Origin of the sequence: Bradyrhizobium sp. WSM471 (assembly GCF_000244915.1) — a bacterium.
In the GTDB taxonomy this organism is placed as follows: domain Bacteria; phylum Pseudomonadota; class Alphaproteobacteria; order Rhizobiales; family Xanthobacteraceae; genus Bradyrhizobium.
In genome coordinates this window covers 7,333,059-7,350,950 of the sequence record NZ_CM001442.1, presented here as the reverse complement: position 1 = coordinate 7,350,950, position 17,892 = coordinate 7,333,059, and the positions used below count along the sequence as shown (strand labels likewise).

The window sequence follows — 17,892 nt, the reverse complement described above, 5'->3', positions numbered from 1 at the left end:
CAGCATTATCCTGCCGCGACACATCTGCAACGCCGCAGCCAAATCGCAATCGCATTTGTCCTGATTTGATCGGCATCAAATCCTTCACCATTGGCTTTCTGCTCTGACGCTGATGTCGCGCAACGAAGCGCACATGGCCGAAGGGGAATGCAATGGACGGAATGATAAGAAACATGGCGCGGCTCGCGGCGCTGGGTGCGGCGCTGGCGGGGGCTTTTGCCTCGGCACAGGCCGCCGATTTGCCGCTCTACAAAAAGGCGCCGCCGCCGGTAGAAGCATTCAATCCCTGGATGGTGCGTTTGCGGGTGCTTGGCGTGTTGCCGGATGCGGGCGGCTCAACCGTCAATGTCGCCGGCGTTCCGTCGCTGTCGTCGCCGAATTCGGGCCTCTCGATCAGCGACCAGGTCGTGCCTGAGCTCGACATCAGCTATTTCTTCACCAGGAACATCGCGGCCGAGTTGATCCTCGGTGTGACCCGGCATTCGATCAGCGGCACCGGCTCGCTCGCAAATCTGCCGATCGGCAAGACCACGCTGCTGCCGCCGACGCTGACCCTGCAATATCACTTCGACAATTTCGGCGCGTTCAAGCCGTATATCGGTGCCGGCGTGAACTACACGGTGTTCTTCAACAACTCGGCCGCCAATACGCCGGCCGCGATCGTCGGTCCGCCCGCGATCGTCGCCACCACCACGAGCCTGCATGTCAGCAACGCCTTCGGTGGCGCGGTGCAGTTCGGCTTCGACTACATGCTCGATCGGCACTGGGGCCTCAACGTCGACGTCAAGAAGCTCTGGTTGCGGCCGGACTATTCGGCGACGGTCAGTGGTCTGCCTGTGACCGGCACCGCGCATATCGACCCGTGGCTGGTCGGCGGTGGTGTGACGTATAAGTTCTGAAGTTTGGCGGGAGCCACAGACAAAAACGCGGCGGGTTTGGCCCCGCCGCGTTCGCATTCCCATTCAATGACCAACGGGAGCGAAGGATTACTCCTCCTCCTGGTCCTGCTTCTTGCCACCGAGCGTCTTCAGCTTGGCGAACACGGCATCGACGTTGAGATCGTCGCTGGATCTCTCCGCGGGTTCGTACTCGTCCTTCTTGGTGGTTTCGGAGGCCGGCAGCAGGGTGGCGCCGCCATAGGCTGCGTCGATCGGCTTTTCCTTGGCTGCGCGGGCGACCTCGAAATCGAGCTCGATCTGCGAGCAGAGGCCGAGGGTGACGGGATCAATCGGCGTCAGCTGGGACGTGTTCCAGTGGGTGCGATCGCGGACACTGGCGATCGTGCTCTTGGTCGTGCCGACCAGGCGCATGATCTGGGCGTCCTTGAGCTCGGGATGGTTGCGGAGCAGCCAGAGGATGGCGCTCGGGCGCTCGTGGCGGCGCGAGACCGGGGTGTAACGCGGGCCCTTGCGCTTGGGCTGCGGCGGCAGCACCACCTTGCTCTCCTGGAGGCGGAGCCGGTAGTCCGGGTTGTTCTCGCCCTTCTCGATCTCCTCGCGGGTCAGCTGGCCATTGGAAAGGGGATCCATGCCCTTGATGCCCTGGGCGGCGTCGCCATCGGCGATCGCGCGCACCTCGAGGGGGTGCATTTTGGTGAAATCGGCGACCTGATCGAAGGTCAGCGCGGTGTTGTCGAGCAGCCAGACGGCGGTCGCCTTGGGCATCAGAGGTGCGTTGCTCATGGCAAATCTCCTTTGTGCTTCGCCCACCCCTTTGGAGGCGAAACCGGTGGTCATCAGCGATGACTGGGAATTCGGGCTATATAAGCCCGGAGGGGGTAGCCACGCAATGGTTCTGCTATAGATAGTGCCTTGACAGCGCCCGAAAGGGGGCCCAATTCCCTCTGAAGTCCCTGTAAGACCGTACCCAAGCCCTATTCATCCATCGACCGCTGCCCGCCCATTTGGCGAGGTGATTCGGTCCCGAGATCGCTCAATGTCAGCCAAACCAGACCTCAAGATCGTGCTTTGTTCTCCCCGTGGCTTCTGCGCCGGGGTGGTCCGGGCGATCGACACCGTGGAACGGGCGCTCGATAAATACGGTGCCCCCGTCTATGTTCGCCATGAGATTGTGCACAATAAGTACGTCGTCGATGGGTTGAAGAAGAAGGGCGCGATCTTCGTCGAGGAACTCGCCGAAATCCCGGAAAATACCACCGCGCCGGTGGTGTTCTCGGCTCATGGCGTGCCGAAATCGGTTCCGGCCGACGCCACGTCCCGTAACTTGTTCTCGCTGGATGCGACCTGCCCGCTGGTCACCAAGGTCCACCGCGAAGCCGCGATCCATTTCAAGCGCGGCCGCGAGATCTTCCTGATCGGCCATTCCCATCATCCGGAGGTGGTGGGCACGCTCGGCCAACTCCCGACCGGCGCCGTGACCCTGATCGAGACCGCCGAGGACGCCAAGACCATCGCCCCGAAGGACCCGAACAACCTCGCCTTCGTGACCCAGACCACGTTGTCGATCGACGACACCGCGGAGATCGTGGCGCTGCTGAAGGAGCGCTTCCCGAACATCAACGGGCCGCACAAGGAAGACATCTGCTACGCCACCACCAACCGCCAGCTCGCGGTGAAGAAGGTGGCGCCGGTGGTCGACGCCTTGATCGTGGTCGGTGCGCCGAACTCGTCGAACTCGCAGCGCCTGCGCGAAGTCGCCGAGCGTGAGGGCTGCCCGATCGCCGTGCTGGCGCAGCGCGCCACCGAAATCGACTGGAAGCGGTTCGAGAACATCACCAGCCTCGGCATCACCGCGGGCGCCTCGGCACCGGAAGTGATCGTCGAGGAGATTATGGACGCGTTCGCCGAGCGCTTCACACTGCATGTGGAGACGGTCTCGGCTGCGGAAGAGAACGAGTTCTTCCCGCTGCCGCGCCAGGTGCGCCCCGAAGCCGCCGCCGAGTAGACCTTCATGGCGGTCTACACCGACGTTGCCGCCGACGAGCTTGCGGACTTCCTCAACCAATACGATCTCGGCGGGTTGCTCTCCTACAAGGGCATCGCCGAGGGCGTTGAAAATTCCAACTTCCTGCTGCATACGACCAAGGGATCGTTCATCCTCACGCTCTACGAGAAGCGCGTGGCGAAGAACGATCTGCCGTTCTTCCTCGCGCTGATGACGCATCTGGCCGAGCACGGCGTCAACTGCCCGCTGCCGGTGAAGGGAACGGACGGCGAGGCGCTGCGCGAGCTGTCGGGCCGGCCGGCCGCGATCATCACCTTTCTCGAAGGCGTCTGGCCGCGCAAGCCGAACGCGGCCCATTGCGCCGGCGTCGGCGAGGGGCTCGCCAGGATGCATCTGGCAGGTGCGAATTTCGCGATCAGGCGTGCGAACGCGCTGTCGGTCCCGGGCTGGCGGCCGCTGTTCGATGCCGCGTCACACCGGGCCGACGAGGTGCAGCCCGGCCTGCGCGCGTTCCTGAGCCACGAGCTCGACTACCTCGAGAGCGGGGTCTGGCCGACGCAGCTGCCCGAAGGCGTGATCCACGCCGACCTGTTCAACGACAACGTCTTCTTCCTGGGCGACAAGCTCTCCGGGATCATCGACTTCACTTTCGCCTGCAATGATATGCTGGCTTATGATGTCGCGATCTGCCTCAACGCCTGGTGCTTCGAGCCGGATCATTCCTTCAACGTCACCAAGGCGCGGGCCTTCCTCAATGCCTATGGCCGCGTGAGAAAGCTGTCCGAGGCGGAAGAGGCCGCGCTGCCGCTGCTCGCGCGCGGCGCTGCGATGCGCTTCCTGCTGACGCGGCTGGTCGACTGGCTCAACGTTCCGCCCGGCGCGCTGGTCAAGCCGAAGGATCCGTTGGAATATGTCCGCAAGCTGCGCTTCCATCAGAGCGTTTCCAGCGTGCGCGACTACGGGCTGTCGCCGTCGGGGCTGGTGGCGTGAGCGAGCTCCCGATTGTCACAATCTACACCGACGGCGCCTGCTCGGGAAATCCGGGGCCCGGCGGCTGGGGCGCGATCCTGAAGTTCGGCGACAAGGAAAAAGAACTGAACGGTGGCGAGCGCCACACCACCAACAACCAGATGGAATTGATGGCGGCGATCTCAGCGTTGGAAGCGCTGAAGAAGCCGTGCACCGTCGATCTCTATACCGACAGCCAATATGTCCGTCAGGGCATCACCGGCTGGATCCACGGCTGGAAGCGCAACGGCTGGCGTACCGCCGACAAGAAGCCGGTGAAGAATGTCGAGCTATGGCAGCGCCTCGACGCCGCGCTGAAGGCCCATGACGTGCGGTGGCACTGGGTCAAAGGTCACGCAGGCCATCCCGAGAACGAACGCGCCGATCAGCTCGCGCGCGACGGGATCGTGAAGGCGCGGTTGCAGCAGCGGGTGGCGGAGTAGCGCGGATCCGCGCTGCTTCCTCATGCTCCGCCGTCATCGCCCGGCTTGACCGGGCGATCCAGTACGCGGCGGCCTCTCGATTCAACAAACTGTCTCTGGAATACTGGATGCCCCGCTTTCGCGGGACATGACAGTGTCGTTTGTGGCTGAAAGCGGTCGCCGCTTACAGCTGCCCGAGCAGCGTATCGCCGCCGGACACTTCGACCTTACCCGGCATCGCCTCGAGGTTCAGCTTCTTGACCACGCCGTCCTCGACCAGCATCGAATAGCGCTTGGAGCGGATGCCGAGACCATTGCCGGAGGCGTCGAGCTCCATGCCGATCGCCTTGGCGAAGTCGGCATTGCCGTCGGCCAGGAAAATGGCTTCGTCGCGCTGGTCGGTGTCGCGCTTCCACGCGTTCATGACGAAGGCGTCGTTGACGGAGACGATGGCGATGGTGTCGACGCCCTTGTCCTTCATGGCGTAGGCGTTGAGGAAGATGCTCGGCAGATGCATCTTGTGGCAGGTCCCGGTATAGGCGCCGGGCACCGCGAACAGCGCCACTTTCTTGCCCTTGAAGATATCGTCGGTGGTCTTCACCTGCGGGCCTTCCGCCGTCATCACGCGGAATTTCGCCTCGGGCAGCTTGTCGCCAGTCTGGATCGCCATCGTCAGTCTCCCTGAAAATCGATCCCGCTTTTTAGACCTTGCGGCGGGCCTGCACAATATTGCCGGCAAGGATAGTGACCCGGAAGCGGTGAGGGCGGGACCCTTCACTATGATGTCATCAGCCGGCGAACCCGCCGCCATCGAGGAAGGCCTGCTCGTCCGCCGTGGTCTCGCGGCCGAGCAGGCGGTTGCGGTGGGGGAAGCGGCCAAACCGCCGGATGATATCGGCGTGCTCCCGCGCGTATTTCAGGTTTTCGGCATTCTCGGTGTTCTGAAACAGCGCGACGCAGTGCAATTGGTCGGGCAGGTGCTCGGAATGCATGAAGGGCAGATAGAGGAATTCGACCAGGATGGGATCAATCCTGCGATCCGTGCCCCTCTCGATTGCGCGGCGGGCGACGTCGCGCGCCAACGCGTCGCTGGCAAAGGCCTGCGACGTGCCCCGAAACATGTTGCGCGGAAACTGGTCGAGCACGATGACGAGCGCGAGTGCGCCCTCGTCGGTCGCCTCCCATGACGAGAGCTCGCCAGCGACCGCCTTCTGCCACAGCGTAAGAAAGCGGCGCCTGACCTCCGCGTCGAATGCGTCGTTACGCTCGTACCAGGCATCGCGGCCGGCCTCGCGCCAGAAGGCGAGGATGCCGGCCGGGCTGATGTTGCCGAAATCAGTCATGAACCGAAGAGGCGCTTACGCCGCCTCCGCCTTCTTCTCGTCGCGCAGCTGCCGGCGCAGGATCTTGCCGACATTGGTCTTGGGCAGGTCGGTGCGGAATTCGATGTGCTTGGGCACCTTGTAGCCCGTCAGCTGCTCCTGGCAGAACTTGACCAGGGCCTCCGCCGTGAGGTTCGGGTCCTTCTTGACCACGAACGCCTTCACGGCCTCTCCCGACTTGGAATCGGGAATGCCGATGACGGCGCATTCGAGCACCCCCGGGTTGCTCGCGATCACTTCCTCGACCTCGTTCGGATAGACGTTGAAGCCGGAGACCAGGATCATGTCCTTCTTGCGGTCGACGATCTTGGTGTAACCCTTTTCGTCCATGATGCCGATGTCGCCGGTGCGGAAATAGCCGTCCGCGGTCATCACCTTGGCGGTCTCCTCCGGCCTGTTCCAGTAGCCCGACATCACCTGCGGGCCCTTGGCGCAGATCTCGCCGGGCTGGCCGAGCGGCAGCTCGTTGCCGTCGTCGTCGCGGATGGAGATCCAGGTCGAGGGCACGGGGATGCCGATGGTGCCGTTGAACTCCGGATTGGTCGTGGTGTTGCAGGTCAGCGTCGGAGATGTCTCCGACAGGCCGTAGCCTTCGGCGATGGAGCAGCCCGTGATCGCCTTCCACTGCTCGGCGACGGGGCGCTGCACCGCCATGCCACCACCGTTCGAGATCTTCAGCTTGGAGAAGTCGAGCTTCTTGAAGTCGGGATGATGCATCAAGCCGTTGTAGAGCGTGTTCACGGCCGGGAAGTTGTTGACTTGGTACTTCGCCAATTCCTTGATGAAGCCCGGGATGTCGCGTGGATTGGGGATCAGGAGATTGCAGCCGCCGGCGCGCACCGCGAGCAGGTAGCAGGCCGTCAGCGCGAAGATGTGATAGAGCGGCAGCGCGCAGACGACCATGAGTTGATCGACATGCGGCGGCGCGGCCATCGCCGGCTGCAGCCAAGCGTCGTTCTGCAAGACGTTGGCGACGATGTTGCGATGAAGCAGGGTGGCCCCCTTGGACACGCCGGTGGTGCCGCCGGTATATTGCAGGAAGGCGACGTCGCCGGGCGACAGCTTGGGCTTATTGAACGTCATCCCGCGGCCGGCGGAGATCGCGTCGTTGAAGGACACCGCGCCCGGCAGCGACCAGGCCGGCACCATTTTCTTGACGCGGCGGACGACCAGATTGACGATCACGCCCTTGAAGCCGAGCAGGTCGCCCATGCTGCCGACGATGACGTGCTTGACTTGCGTCTTCGCGATCACCTGCTCGACGGTGTGGGCGAAATTCTCCAGCACGATGATGGCTTCGGCGCCGGAATCCTTGAGCTGGTGCTCGAGCTCGCGCGGCGTGTAGAGCGGATTGACATTGACCACCGCGAAACCGGCGCGCAGCACGGCCGCGGTCGCGACCGGATATTGCAGCACGTTCGGCATCATGATCGCGACGCGGGCGCCGCGTTGCAGGCCCCGCCCTTGCAGGTAGGACGCCATCGCCAGCGACATCTGGTCGAGGTCGCGATAGCTGATCGACTTGTCCATGCAGATGAACGCCTTGCGGTCGGCGAACTTGGCGAAGCTCTCCTCCAGGAGGTCGACCAGCGATGAATATTGCGTCGGCTCGATATCGGCGGGGACGCCGGGCGGATATTGCTTAAGCCAGATGCGCTCCATGGAAACTCCCCTCATTGACCAGAGCCCGTTGTGTCTCGGGCTTGCCTCATTGCCGTCAGTATCGAGCCTGCCGGAACGGGTGGCAAGCGGTCGAGGCTTAAGACAAACGTCAGGGAGTGGCTACCGGAATCCTCGCAAATGGCGCTGCCGCAACTGCGAAGCGCGGCGCGGTCTCGCCTCGCGTCGGCCGTTAACTGTTGTTGGCCGGCTTGGCGGGCTTGGTCGCGGCCTTGGGCTTGGCGGGCTTGGCCGCCTCGCCGCTCACCGCAGGCTTTGCCACCGCATCGGGCTTGGCTGCGGCATGCTTGTTGCCGGCCGGCTTGGCTGCGGACTTGCCGTCGGCCGGCTTTGCGGCAGCCGCCGGCTTGGCATCGGACTTCGCCGCCGCCGTCTTGGTATCCTTCGGCTTGTCTGCTGGCTTGTCTGCCGCGTCGGGCTTTTTGGCGACGCGCGACTTCTTGCCACGCGGCTTTGGCGTGGCCTGCTGGTCGGCATCGGCCGCGACCGCGGCGATCAGGGCGGTCCCGGTGCGGGTCGGGCCGGTATAGACCAGCACGGGCTCGGCCGCCGCCGGGGCCGAGGCCATCAGCTCGGAGGCCTTCACCAGGGGCGGCTGCAGCCCGGCCGTGAAGAAGGTGACCTGGGCTTCGCCGCCGGTGGTCGAGGCCGATCCGGACGTGCCGCCATTGGTCGCGATCAGTGCGTCGTCATCGTCGCTGGCCGGCCGCTTGCGATGGCCGCCGCACATGTCGTCTCGCAGGTTCGGCGGCGAGGCGTCGACCGGCACCAGCCTGTCGACGGTGCCGAGCGAGGGGCGGAGCCAGGTGAGATTGTCTTGCGAGAAGCCGCGCTCCAGCAGCTGCGCCGCCTTCACCGCGCGCGCCGTCCCGGAGCTGGCGCCCAGCACGACGGCGATCAGCCGGCGGCCGTTGCGGGTGGCCGATGCGACCAGGTTGTAGCCGGAGGCGCAGATGAAGCCGGTCTTGAAACCGTCGGCGCCGGGATAGCGGCCGATCAGCTTGTTGAAATTGCCGGTGACGCGCTTGCCGAAGCGGATTGCCGGAATGTGCACGAAGTACTCGTACTCGGGCAGGTCGCGCAGGAACGAGCGCGCCAGAATGCCGAGATCCCGCGCCGAGGTGATCTGTCCGTCGGCGGGCAGGCCGTTCGGATTGACGTAGCTCGTCTGCGTCATGCCGAGCTTCTGCGCGGTGTCGTTCATCAGCGCCGAGAAACCGTCGATCGAACCGCCGACGCCTTCGGCGAGCACGACGGCCATATCGTTCGCCGACTTCACCATCATCATCTTGAGTGCGTTGTCGACGGTAAGCTGCGTTCCCGGGCGAAAGCCCATCTTCGAAGGCGACTGCGAGGCTGCCGTCGGCGACACCGTGAGCAGTGTGTCGAGTGTGAGCTTGCCGTCCTTGACCGCCTTCAGCGTCACATAGGCGGTCATGATCTTGGTGACGGAAGCCGGATACCAGGGAATGGTCGCGTTTTCCGCCTGCAACACCTTGCCGCTATCGGCCTCGATCAGGAGCAGCGCTTCCGCGCTCGCCGCTCGCGGCGCGAGCAATGCGCCGCATGCGAGTGCCGCGGCGAGCAGGTTGAACAGGGATTGACGAAGCAGCGGGCGAAGAGCGTGCACTATCCGATTCCGGTCCTTGGAGACCCGCCGGTTCCGGTCGGCTCTCGTGATCTGATGTTCGGTTCTGAATCCAGCGCCGCCGCTTGCGGCGCCGCAAACCTATACCGGCTCGTGCGTCGGGAATAGGGGCATCAGCGGGGTATTCCGCAATGAAATGGGCCGAATTTCGACGGTACTATGGGGACTTGCCAAGGCGACTTGCCAACGCGACCTGCTAAGGCGACTTGGCGGCCGTCGCGGCAGCCTCGGCCGCTGTCACGCTGGCCCGTGCGTTCTCCTGAACCATGAACTGGGCCCTGGCGAGGTCGGCGAAATGGCCGCCTTTGGCCACGAGTTCGTCGAAAGTTCCGCTCTCGATCACACGCCCGTTCTCGAACACCAGGATCCGCGTGGCATTGCGGATGGTGGAGAGACGGTGGGCGATCACGAAGGTGGTGCGGCCCTTCATCACTTCGTCGAGAGCGGTATTCACCTTGGCCTCGGTGACCGCGTCGAGCGCGCTGGTCGCCTCGTCCAGGATCAGGATCGGCGGATCCTTCAGCAGTGCACGCGCGATAGACAGTCGCTGGCGCTCCCCGCCGGACAGCATGCGGCCGCGCTCGCCGGCATTGGTCTCGAAGCCGCCGCTGCGCTCGATGAATTCGAGCGCCTGCGCGCGCTCCGCCGCCTTGCGCATCTCGGCCTCGGTGGCGTCCGGCTTGCCGACGCGCAAATTCTCCGCGATCGAGCGGTTGAACAGCAACGCCTCCTGAAAGACCACGCCGATGTTCCGCCGCAACGATGTCAGCGTGATCCCGCGTACGTCCATGCCGTCGATCCTGATGAAGCCGGACTGCGGATCGAACGCGCGGTGCAGCAGCGCAATCGCGGTCGACTTGCCGGCACCGGTTGCGCCGACCAGCGCGATGGTCTGGCCGGGAAGCGCGGTGAAGGAGAGGTCCTCGACCGCCGGCCGCTTGCCGTCATAGGAGAAGGTGACGTCGTTGAATTCGACGAGGCCGGAGAGCCGACCCGCATCGATCGCGTCGTGCCGGTCGTGCACCGCAGGCACCGCATCGAGCACGTTGAAGAACTCGCGCAGGCGCGGGGCTTCCATGAACACGTTGTTGATGAAGCTCACGACCTGCTCCAACTTCTGGATCAGAAGCGTCGCGAAGCTCACGAACATCACGATGTCGCCGACCGAGGTCAGCCCCTGGTCGTGCAGCGCGATGCCGAAAGTGAAGATCGCGAGCACGGTGATCGTGGTGGAGGCGCGCGTGATGACGGTGACGAGTGCCCACCACGACAGCACCGGCATTTGCGCCGCTAGCAACTGGTCGGCGACGGAGCGCAGGCCCTTCACCTCGGATTCGACGCGGACGAAACTCTGCACCAGCGCGACGTTGCCAAGGGCGTCGGACGCGCGCGCGGAGAGCTCGCTGTAGTGCTCCTCCACTTCCATCTGCATGCCGAAGGTTCTGCGCACCACGAAGGTGGTCAGCGCGGTGAAGACGATGCAGAGCACGAACAGCAGGATTGCAAGCCGCCAGTTCAGGTAGAGCGACAGCGGCAGCAGCACCACGACCGAGAGGATGGCGGCAAAATGCTCGCGGAAGAAGCCCAGCCACAGCCGCCACAATGCATCGGTGCCGTTGAGCATGACCTTCATCAGCCGGCCCGAATGGGTGCCGGAATGGAAGGTCAGCGGCAGTTGCAGGATGTGCTCGAAATAGTCCGTCAGGACCGCCTGCCGCTGGCGGTGGGAGAGACGGTCGGCCTGCAACGCCACGAGCGCGCTGCAGGCGATGGTGAACAGCCCGAACGCGACCCATGCAACCAGGAACGGCCAGGCCGAGTTGGAGCCTGCGACCGTTTTGCCGGAGAGCACGTCGACGATCCGGCCGAACAGCACCGGCTCGGCGAATTGCGAGCCCGCAAGCAGGAGATTGACGACCGCGAGCAGCCAGCCCAGCCGTGCCTCTTTGCCGAGCAGCTCGAGAACGCGGGTGTAGAGGCGGAGAATGGGCATCGGCGAGGAGCTCGGGCGGCTGGAACGGAGTGAGCGCATACTCTAATCAGGGATCGCCTGTGAGATATAGCGGAAGCTGTCGGTTTTGCTCAGTTGATCAGCCGCCCTGCGACTGGCGGCAAGAACCCGCCGTCGAAGATGTCGCCCGCCACCGGCCGTTTGCGGAATTTGAAATCCTGCCCGATCTGGTCGATCGAGCGGTCCATGCGCGCCGGGTCGATGTCGCCGAGGCCGTTGCGACGGACCTCGTCGGTCAGGATGTTGTCGACGAGGACGGTGCGCAGGCGCTCCAGCTCAAGATCGCGGTCGCCGCCGTCGATGCGGCTCGCGGCCTCGTCCGCCGCACGCGCGGGGTCCTTGACGGTCGCGTTGATGCCGGCGATCAATGCGCGGATGAATCCTTTCACGGTGTCCGGCTTGGACGCGGCGAAGGCCGGGTTGACCACGACGGCAAAGCCATAGGCCTCGCAACCATAATCGGCATAGCGAAGCGCGACGAGATCACCGCCTGGTACGCCGCGGTCGCGCAGGTTCACTGCCGAGAGATAGCTGAAGCCGGCGACGGCATCGACCTGTCCCGCGGAGAGGATCGGCTCGCGCACCGCGGCGCTGATCTTGTGGAATTTCACGTGAGCCGTGTCGATGCCGTTCTGCTGCGCCAGTGCCGGCCACAGCCGCATCGACAGATCGCTATCGGCAACGCCGACGGTCTTGCCGTCCAGGTCGGGCAGGAGGTGGATGCCGCGGCTCCTGCGGGCGACGATCGCGTAGGGCGCGCGGTTGAACAGCACGAATACCGCCCTGACCGGTGTCGCATCCTTGTCGCGGAAGCGGATCAGCTCGTTGATGTCTACGAGCCCGAGCTCGCTATCGCCCTTGGCGACGCGCGCAAGCGCCTCCGGCGATCCGGCCGCGCTGCTGAAGGAGACGTTGAGACGTTCGGCGCCGAAGCTGCCGTCCTTTGCGGCAAGAAAGAACGGCGCCATGCTCGCATCGATCGGGCGGTCGAAGGTGAAGTGGATCGCAATGGAAGGCGCGGGGGTTTCGGCCGCCGAGACATCGCGCGCCGTCAGCGAGGCAAGCGAGATTGCAGCGGCGAGCAGGCCGCGAAGAGCGGTTGTCGTGAATTCGAACATCAGTCGCGCCGGTCCGGTGTTGTGATGGCTTGGTGACGCTCGGAGCGCCGGCTGGCGACAAGCTTGTCCGCGCCAACATGAACGGCGGATGAGCGGCGGTTGCGTCACGATCACGCAACCCCGTTCAGCTTGTGTTTAGCTTGGGGAACCCAACATGGGATGTGGGTGTTTGAAAGGCATGAGCCTGTCGTCAGGCACCATTCGGGTCCCAAGGAGGGTCCAGACAATGTTCGACAGATTTTCGAGATTTGCCGGCCGCAAGGCCGTTCTCGCTTCCGCCGCGGTGCTGGCGCTGACCGCAATGACCCCGACCGCTTCACAAGCAGGCGGCCGTCACTGGCATGGCGGTGGCGGCGGAGCCGCGGCCGCCGCAGCCTTTGCCGGCATCGTCGGTACCGGTCTTGCGATCGCCGCAAGCCGTAACGCCTACGCCTATGACAGCGGTCCGGGCTATTATTACGGCGGCGGCCCGGTCTACTACAGCAACCCCGGCTACTACTACGGCCCGGGCTATCCGCAAGAGCGCTATGGTGGGTACAACAACGTTTGCGCCCACGGCTATTCCGGCTACAGTTGCTATTGACCGATCCGCCCTGGGCCACCGACCAACAGGCTGTCGCGCTTGCCGCGGCGGCCTGTTTTCTGCTTTTATTGCCGTGTGTTAACACGCTTACAATGTGTTTCGAGTAGTTTGCGTACCATGAGTGATTCGCTTGAGCGGCTATATCTGGCTGTGCTCGCGGCCAGGGATCTTGATCCGGCAACATCGCGCACCGCGCGGCTGTTTCAGCGCGGTCCATCCAAAATGGCGAAGAAGCTGGCCGAAGAGGCGATCGAGGTCGTTATCGACGCGGTCAACGGCGATAGCGAAGCCGTGATCCGGGAAAGCGCCGATCTACTCTACAATCTGACCGTGCTCTGGGCCTCGGCCGGCGTACGCCCCGAGGACGTCTGGCGCGAGATGGCGCGGCGTGAAGACATGCTCGGCATCGCCGAGAAGCTGCCGAAGTCGGCGATGAAGCTGCCCAAAGTTGCGTCACCGCGGGTCGCCGCCAGGCGGCCTATCGTCGCGCTCGAAGGCCGCACCGCGCGCAAGCGCCACTAGTATTGGTACAAATCGGTCCCATCTCGGCATGGACAAATCCGTCCCATGGTGCTTCATCGCGGCGCCATGCTGAAACGTATCTACGACTGGTGCATCGACGCCGCTCACAAGCCTTACGCGCTCTGGATCATGGGCGCCGTGGCTTTCGCTGAAAGCTCCTTCTTTCCCGTCCCCCCGGACGTGATGCTGATCCCGATGTCACTGGCGCGTCCGCAGCGCGCCTGGGTCTATGCGGCGATCTGCACTGCGACATCGGTGCTGGGTGGCCTGTTGGGCTACGCCATTGGTGCGCTGCTCTTCGACTCGGTCGGCCATTGGCTGATCGAGGTCTATGGTCTCGGCGGCAAGGTCGACGCCTTCCGCGCCTCCTATGCCGAATGGGGCGCCGTGATCATCCTGCTCAAGGGCCTGACACCGATCCCCTACAAGCTCGTGACCATCACGTCCGGCTTTGCCGGCTACAATATCGGGCTCTTCATCCTGTGCTCGATCGTGGCGCGTGGCGGGCGCTTCTTTATCGTGGCGATCCTGCTCAACCGCTACGGCGACTGGATCCGGATCAAGATCGAGAAGCATCTCGGACTGGTGGTGGCAATCGGCGCCGCGGTGCTCGTGCTCGGCTTTGTCGTCGCAATCAAATTGATCTAACCCGAAGGCGCTTTGCCGCCGCGCCTCGTTCGGCTACGGTTGCCGTCATGATGCTTCGATCCGGCAATCCGGTCCTGCGGCTGGGCACGCTGATATTTTCGGTGCTGTCGGTCCTGCTCGCTGCCGGCGGTAGCGGATGGCCGCAATCTGCGCCGCCGGCGCTCGGCTTGCAGGAGCAAGGACCGCAGGCCGCACCGGCGCCCTCGACAGCTCCTTCGTCGCCGCCGGCGCATGAGGAAAATCCCGGGCTGATCAACGAAATGGGCAAGCTGTTCGACAAGCTGCCCTCGATCCTGCCGTCGATCAAAAGCCCGAGCGAGACCATGAACGATTTGTCGCGCCTGGCGAAGCCATCGACCATGGTGTCGGGACGCGTGGCCTGTCCGGCCTCGTCGAACGGCGCGCCCGACTGCAAGCTCGCCGCCGACAAACTCTGCCAGAGCAAGGGCTACACGGAAGGCAAGAGCCTGAATGCCGACTCCGCGGAAAAGTGCTCGGCCAAGGTTCTGATTCCGGGCAGGCAACGCAAACCGGATGACTGCCGCACCGATACCTTCGTCACCAGCGCGCTGTGCCAGAACTGAGGACACCGCGCGAGCTAAGCAAGGAGCGCCCATGAGCCGCACGGAGCAGGACTTCCTCGGACAGCGTGAGATCGCCGACGACATCTATTACGGCGTCCAGACCATCCGCGGGAAGGAGAACTTCCACATCACTGGCATTCCGATGAACCAGGAGCCTTACTTCGTGAAGGCGCTTGGCTACGTCAAGAAGGCCGCCGCCATGGCCAACCGCGATCTCGGCGCGGTAGACACCAAAGTCGCGGAAGCCATCATCGTGGGCTGCGATCGCGTCATCGCCGGCGATATGATGGACCAGTTCGTCACCGACTTCATCCAGGGCGGGGCCGGCACCTCCACCAACATGAACGCCAATGAGGTGATCGCCAATCTCGCGCTGGAATCGCTCGGCTTTGCCAAGGGCGATTACCAGCACGTCAGCCCCAACGATCACGTCAATTACGGCCAGTCGACCAACGACACCTATCCGACCGCCTTTCGGCTGGCGCTGATCCTGCGGCTGGAGAGCTACATGACGGCGCTGCGCCAACTCCAGGAGGCGTTCTTCGCCAAGGGCAGGGAGTTCGAGCGCGTGCTGAAGATGGGCCGCACACATCTCCAGGACGCCGTGCCGATGTCGCTCGGCGCCGAATTCCGCGGCTGGGGCACCACCATGGGCGAGGAGGTCGATCGCATCTCCGAGGCACGGGCGCTGCTGCGCGAGATCAATCTCGGGGCGACCGCGATCGGCACCTCCGTCACCGCGGCGCACGGCTATCCCAAGCTCGCGGTCCGGCATTTGAGCGCGCTCACCGGCGTCGACTTCATCCTTGCGGGCGACCTCGTCGAGGCGACGTCGGATACGGGCGCCTATGTGCAGCTCTCCGGCGTCCTCAAGCGCACCGCGAGCAAGCTGACGAAGATCTGCAACGACATCCGCCTGCTCGCCTCGGGCCCGCGTGCCGGCTTCAACGAGATCAACCTGCCGCAGCTTCAGCCGGGCTCCTCGATCATGCCCGGCAAGGTCAATCCTGTCATCCCCGAGGTCGTCAACCAGACCAGCTTCCTCGTCATCGGGCTCGATACCACGGTGACGCTCGCGGCGTCCGCGGGTCAGCTCCAGCTCAACGTGATGGAGCCGGTGATCTCGTTCGCGCTGTTCTTCTCGATTCGCACCATGGAGCGCGCGGTCAATAGCCTGCGCGAGAATTGCGTCGTGGGCATCACTGCCAACGAGGAGCACACCCGAAACATGGTGCTGAATTCGCTCGGTATCGTAACGGTGCTGAAGCCGCTGCTCGGCTACAAGCAATGCGCCGAGATCGCGCGCGAGGGCTACAAGAGTGGCAAGTCGCTGCACCAGATCGTCGTGGTCGAGCGTAAGCTGCTGACGCAGGAGACATGGGACGAGATGTTCTCGTTCGAGCGGTTGATCAATCCGGATTTGCTTGCGTAATGTCGTCGGTCCGCGCTGAATTCCGCGCGTTGGAATTGCGGTAACGGCGTCGTCCACGGCGCCAAAACGCAATACTTGACAGTGGAAAGATTGCCTTGTTGGTATGGCCCCCAACTTCGATGTGACCGCCAACAGAGGATCGTCTCGCAATGTCCATGCCTGCCTTGTTTAGGGGACGCCTGTCGATCCCCGTGATCGGGTCGCCGCTCTTCATCATCTCGGTGCCCGATCTCGTGATCGCGCAGTGCAAGGCGGGCGTGGTCGGCTCGTTTCCGTCGCTGAACGCGCGGCCGCCGGAGCTACTCGACGAGTGGCTGGCTCGGATCACCGAAGAGCTCGCGGCCTATGACCGCGCGCATCCGGACAAGCCGTCGGCGCCATTCGCGGTCAACCAGATCGTGCACAAGTCGAACAACCGGCTCGATCACGACATGCAGCTTTGCGCCAAGTACAAGGTGCCGATGATCATCTCCTCGCTCGGCGCACGCGAGGAGCTGAACCAGGCCGTGCACGGCTGGGGCGGCATCGTCTTCCACGATGTGATCAACCAGAAATTCGCGCACAAGGCGATCGAGAAGGGCGCCGACGGCCTGATCCTGGTCGCGGCCGGCGCCGGCGGCCATGCCGGCACGATCTCGCCGTTGGCGTTCGTCGCCGAAACACGAAAATGGTTCGACGGTCCGATCGCACTGTCGGGCGCGATCGGCAATGGCAAGGCGATCCGCGCCGCGCGCATTCTCGGCGCCGACTTTGCCTATATCGGCTCGGCCTTCATCGCCACCAAGGAAGCCAATGCGGTCGAGAAGTACAAGGAGATGATCGCGGGCGCGACGGCCGACGACATCGTCTATTCCAACCTGTTCACCGGCGTGCACGGCAACTATCTGAAGCCGTCGATTCTCGCCGCCGGTATGGATCCGGAGAACCTGCCGACGTCCGATCCCTCCAAGATGAACTTCGGCACCGACGCCTCCGGCGAGCGCGCCAAGCCAAAAGCCTGGAAGGAAATCTGGGGTTCGGGCCAGGGCGTCGGCAGCATCGACGGCATCGTGCCCGCCGCCGAAATGATCGCGCGCTTCAAGAAGGAATACGACGAGGCGGTCGATCCGCCGCTGTGAGCTTAGTCGTGCTGAACTCCGCACATGCACCACGGAGAAACGATGACCCCCATCTACCGCGTCGACGGCGACAGCGTCGTCACCAGCCCGGAGGCCGCGGGGCCGTGGGACCGGCGTATGCAGCACGGTTCGGCGCCGGCCTCGCTGGTGACGTGGGCGGCTGAGCGCATTCCGACGCCAGTTGCAATGGACATCGCGCGCGTCACCATCGACCTGATGCGCCCGGTGCCGGTGGCACCACTCACGATCGCGACCGAGATCTTGCGCGAGGGCCGCAAGATCCAGCTCTGCGAGGTCAAGCTGCTCGCCGACGGCGTACAGGTGGTCGGCGCCACCGTGCTCAAGATCAAGCGCCAGGCGCTGACGCTGCCGGAGAACATCAAGCCACTCCCGGTTACGCTGCCGTCGCCGGAGGACTCGCTGCTCGAGGACGGTCATGCCGCCACCAGCCCGTTCGTGCGATCGGTGTCGATGCGCGCCGCGCGCGGCCGCTTCGGCCAAGCCGGCGCCGGCGCGATCTGGTTTCGCGTCGACCATCCCCTGATCGCAGGCGAACCGCTCTCGCAGGCGATGCGCGCCGTGGTCGCGGCCGATTTTTCCAACGGCACCGCCTCGTCGCTCGATTTCCGCGCCTGGACCTACATCAACGCTGACCTCACAGTGAGCTTTGCGCGCCAGCCGGTCGGCGAATGGATCCTGCTCGACGGTGATTCCTGGATCGGTCCCGATGGCGCCGGGCTTGCGATGTCGCGGCTCGCCGACCGGCAGGGCTATTTCGGCCGCGCCGTGCAGAGCCTGGTGATCGAGAAGCGGTGAGGGGCGGCGTGAGACT

General features: G+C 64.2%; 18 protein-coding genes. 11 read left to right on the top strand and 7 right to left on the bottom strand.

The window, feature by feature from the left end:
• Positions 1-152 precede the first annotated feature (152 nt).
• Positions 153-899, top strand: a complete 747-nt coding sequence (locus BRA471DRAFT_RS33585; RefSeq protein ID WP_007615395.1) for an OmpW family protein — start codon at positions 153-155, stop codon at positions 897-899.
• Positions 900-986: 87 nt separating this feature from the next.
• Here the strand turns inward: BRA471DRAFT_RS33585 and BRA471DRAFT_RS33580 are convergent, their stop codons facing one another.
• Positions 987-1,682, bottom strand: a complete 696-nt coding sequence (locus tag BRA471DRAFT_RS33580) for a DUF1013 domain-containing protein (RefSeq protein ID WP_007597507.1) — start codon at positions 1,680-1,682, stop codon at positions 987-989.
• A gap of 253 nt (positions 1,683-1,935) precedes the next feature.
• Between BRA471DRAFT_RS33580 and ispH the strand changes: the two genes are divergently transcribed.
• From ispH to rnhA, 3 genes are read left to right on the top strand one after another with little or no spacing between them, the layout of a single operon-like run.
• Positions 1,936-2,904, top strand: a complete 969-nt coding sequence (gene ispH / locus BRA471DRAFT_RS33575; RefSeq protein WP_007597506.1) for a 4-hydroxy-3-methylbut-2-enyl diphosphate reductase — start codon at positions 1,936-1,938, stop codon at positions 2,902-2,904.
• Between the two features lie 6 nt (positions 2,905-2,910).
• Positions 2,911-3,894 carry a homoserine kinase gene (locus BRA471DRAFT_RS33570; RefSeq protein ID WP_007615394.1) on the top strand — a complete coding sequence of 328 codons (984 nt, stop codon included), beginning with the start codon at positions 2,911-2,913 and terminating at the stop codon, positions 3,892-3,894.
• Complete coding sequence (gene rnhA / locus BRA471DRAFT_RS33565; protein ID WP_007615393.1) at positions 3,891-4,355, top strand: ribonuclease HI; 465 nt, start codon at positions 3,891-3,893, stop codon at positions 4,353-4,355. Before BRA471DRAFT_RS33570 ends, rnhA begins: the two co-directional genes overlap by 4 nt.
• A 163-nt stretch (positions 4,356-4,518) precedes the next feature.
• Here the strand turns inward: rnhA and BRA471DRAFT_RS33560 are convergent, their stop codons facing one another.
• From BRA471DRAFT_RS33560 to BRA471DRAFT_RS33535, 6 genes are all read right to left on the bottom strand, one after another.
• The gene (locus tag BRA471DRAFT_RS33560) at positions 4,519-5,004 is read right to left on the bottom strand and encodes a peroxiredoxin (protein WP_007597501.1); all 486 of its coding nucleotides are present in this window, start codon (positions 5,002-5,004) and stop codon (positions 4,519-4,521) included.
• A 118-nt stretch (positions 5,005-5,122) separates the two neighbouring features.
• Positions 5,123-5,677, bottom strand: coding sequence for a DUF924 family protein (locus BRA471DRAFT_RS33555; protein WP_007615392.1), 555 nt, complete (start codon positions 5,675-5,677; stop codon positions 5,123-5,125).
• A 15-nt stretch (positions 5,678-5,692) separates the two neighbouring features.
• Positions 5,693-7,378 (bottom strand): long-chain fatty acid--CoA ligase, encoded by a 1,686-nt coding sequence (locus BRA471DRAFT_RS33550; RefSeq protein WP_007615391.1) that lies wholly within the window; start codon positions 7,376-7,378, stop codon positions 5,693-5,695.
• A gap of 190 nt (positions 7,379-7,568) precedes the next feature.
• On the bottom strand, positions 7,569-9,026 hold the full coding sequence (locus BRA471DRAFT_RS33545; RefSeq protein WP_007615390.1) for a D-alanyl-D-alanine carboxypeptidase family protein: 1,458 nt from the start codon (positions 9,024-9,026) through the stop codon (positions 7,569-7,571).
• 214 nt (positions 9,027-9,240) lie between these two features.
• Complete coding sequence (locus BRA471DRAFT_RS33540; RefSeq protein ID WP_007615389.1) at positions 9,241-11,037, bottom strand: glucan ABC transporter ATP-binding protein/ permease; 1,797 nt, start codon at positions 11,035-11,037, stop codon at positions 9,241-9,243.
• A gap of 89 nt (positions 11,038-11,126) precedes the next feature.
• A complete protein-coding gene (locus BRA471DRAFT_RS33535) occupies positions 11,127-12,173 on the bottom strand; it encodes an ABC transporter substrate-binding protein (RefSeq protein ID WP_007615388.1) in 1,047 nt (348 codons plus the stop codon).
• Between the two features lie 226 nt (positions 12,174-12,399).
• Here BRA471DRAFT_RS33535 and BRA471DRAFT_RS33530 point away from each other — a divergent pair, with 226 nt between their 5' ends.
• The 7 genes from BRA471DRAFT_RS33530 (at position 12,400) to BRA471DRAFT_RS33500 (ending at position 17,876) form a co-directional block, all read left to right on the top strand.
• A complete protein-coding gene (locus BRA471DRAFT_RS33530) occupies positions 12,400-12,756 on the top strand; it encodes a hypothetical protein (RefSeq protein ID WP_007615387.1) in 357 nt (118 codons plus the stop codon).
• Positions 12,757-12,873: 117 nt separating this feature from the next.
• A complete protein-coding gene (gene hisE, locus BRA471DRAFT_RS33525; protein ID WP_007615386.1) occupies positions 12,874-13,278 on the top strand; it encodes a phosphoribosyl-ATP diphosphatase in 405 nt (134 codons plus the stop codon).
• A 45-nt stretch (positions 13,279-13,323) separates the two neighbouring features.
• Positions 13,324-13,926, top strand: a complete 603-nt coding sequence (locus tag BRA471DRAFT_RS33520) for a YqaA family protein (protein ID WP_007615385.1) — start codon at positions 13,324-13,326, stop codon at positions 13,924-13,926.
• Between the two features lie 47 nt (positions 13,927-13,973).
• Positions 13,974-14,510, top strand: coding sequence for a hypothetical protein (locus BRA471DRAFT_RS33515; protein ID WP_007615383.1), 537 nt, complete (start codon positions 13,974-13,976; stop codon positions 14,508-14,510).
• Positions 14,511-14,541: 31 nt separating this feature from the next.
• Positions 14,542-15,942: an aspartate ammonia-lyase gene (locus BRA471DRAFT_RS33510; protein WP_007615381.1), complete on the top strand. Its 1,401-nt coding sequence runs from the start codon at positions 14,542-14,544 to the stop codon at positions 15,940-15,942.
• Between the two features lie 149 nt (positions 15,943-16,091).
• On the top strand, positions 16,092-17,060 hold the full coding sequence (locus BRA471DRAFT_RS33505; RefSeq protein WP_007615379.1) for a nitronate monooxygenase family protein: 969 nt from the start codon (positions 16,092-16,094) through the stop codon (positions 17,058-17,060).
• 42 nt (positions 17,061-17,102) lie between these two features.
• Positions 17,103-17,876: a thioesterase family protein gene (locus BRA471DRAFT_RS33500; RefSeq protein WP_007615377.1), complete on the top strand. Its 774-nt coding sequence runs from the start codon at positions 17,103-17,105 to the stop codon at positions 17,874-17,876.
• Positions 17,877-17,892: the final 16 nt, after the last annotated feature.

Bases quoted from the DNA above. Each gene is read 5' to 3' on its own strand.
- BRA471DRAFT_RS33550 (WP_007615391.1), bottom strand. From the start codon at position 7,378: ATGGAGCGCATCTGGCTTAAGCAATATCCGCCCGGCGTCCCCGCCGAT.
- BRA471DRAFT_RS33560 (WP_007597501.1), bottom strand. From the start codon at position 5,004: ATGGCGATCCAGACTGGCGACAAGCTGCCCGAGGCGAAATTCCGCGTG.
- BRA471DRAFT_RS33500 (WP_007615377.1), top strand. From the start codon at position 17,103: ATGACCCCCATCTACCGCGTCGACGGCGACAGCGTCGTCACCAGCCCG.
- BRA471DRAFT_RS33505 (WP_007615379.1), top strand. From the start codon at position 16,092: ATGTCCATGCCTGCCTTGTTTAGGGGACGCCTGTCGATCCCCGTGATC.
- BRA471DRAFT_RS33530 (WP_007615387.1), top strand. From the start codon at position 12,400: ATGTTCGACAGATTTTCGAGATTTGCCGGCCGCAAGGCCGTTCTCGCT.
- BRA471DRAFT_RS33580 (WP_007597507.1), bottom strand. From the start codon at position 1,682: ATGAGCAACGCACCTCTGATGCCCAAGGCGACCGCCGTCTGGCTGCTC.
- ispH (WP_007597506.1), top strand. From the start codon at position 1,936: ATGTCAGCCAAACCAGACCTCAAGATCGTGCTTTGTTCTCCCCGTGGC.
- BRA471DRAFT_RS33520 (WP_007615385.1), top strand. From the start codon at position 13,324: ATGGTGCTTCATCGCGGCGCCATGCTGAAACGTATCTACGACTGGTGC.
- BRA471DRAFT_RS33535 (WP_007615388.1), bottom strand. From the start codon at position 12,173: ATGTTCGAATTCACGACAACCGCTCTTCGCGGCCTGCTCGCCGCTGCA.
- BRA471DRAFT_RS33555 (WP_007615392.1), bottom strand. From the start codon at position 5,677: ATGACTGATTTCGGCAACATCAGCCCGGCCGGCATCCTCGCCTTCTGG.
- BRA471DRAFT_RS33540 (WP_007615389.1), bottom strand. From the start codon at position 11,037: ATGCCCATTCTCCGCCTCTACACCCGCGTTCTCGAGCTGCTCGGCAAA.
- BRA471DRAFT_RS33570 (WP_007615394.1), top strand. From the start codon at position 2,911: ATGGCGGTCTACACCGACGTTGCCGCCGACGAGCTTGCGGACTTCCTC.
- BRA471DRAFT_RS33585 (WP_007615395.1), top strand. From the start codon at position 153: ATGGACGGAATGATAAGAAACATGGCGCGGCTCGCGGCGCTGGGTGCG.
- BRA471DRAFT_RS33515 (WP_007615383.1), top strand. From the start codon at position 13,974: ATGATGCTTCGATCCGGCAATCCGGTCCTGCGGCTGGGCACGCTGATA.
- BRA471DRAFT_RS33510 (WP_007615381.1), top strand. From the start codon at position 14,542: ATGAGCCGCACGGAGCAGGACTTCCTCGGACAGCGTGAGATCGCCGAC.
- hisE (WP_007615386.1), top strand. From the start codon at position 12,874: ATGAGTGATTCGCTTGAGCGGCTATATCTGGCTGTGCTCGCGGCCAGG.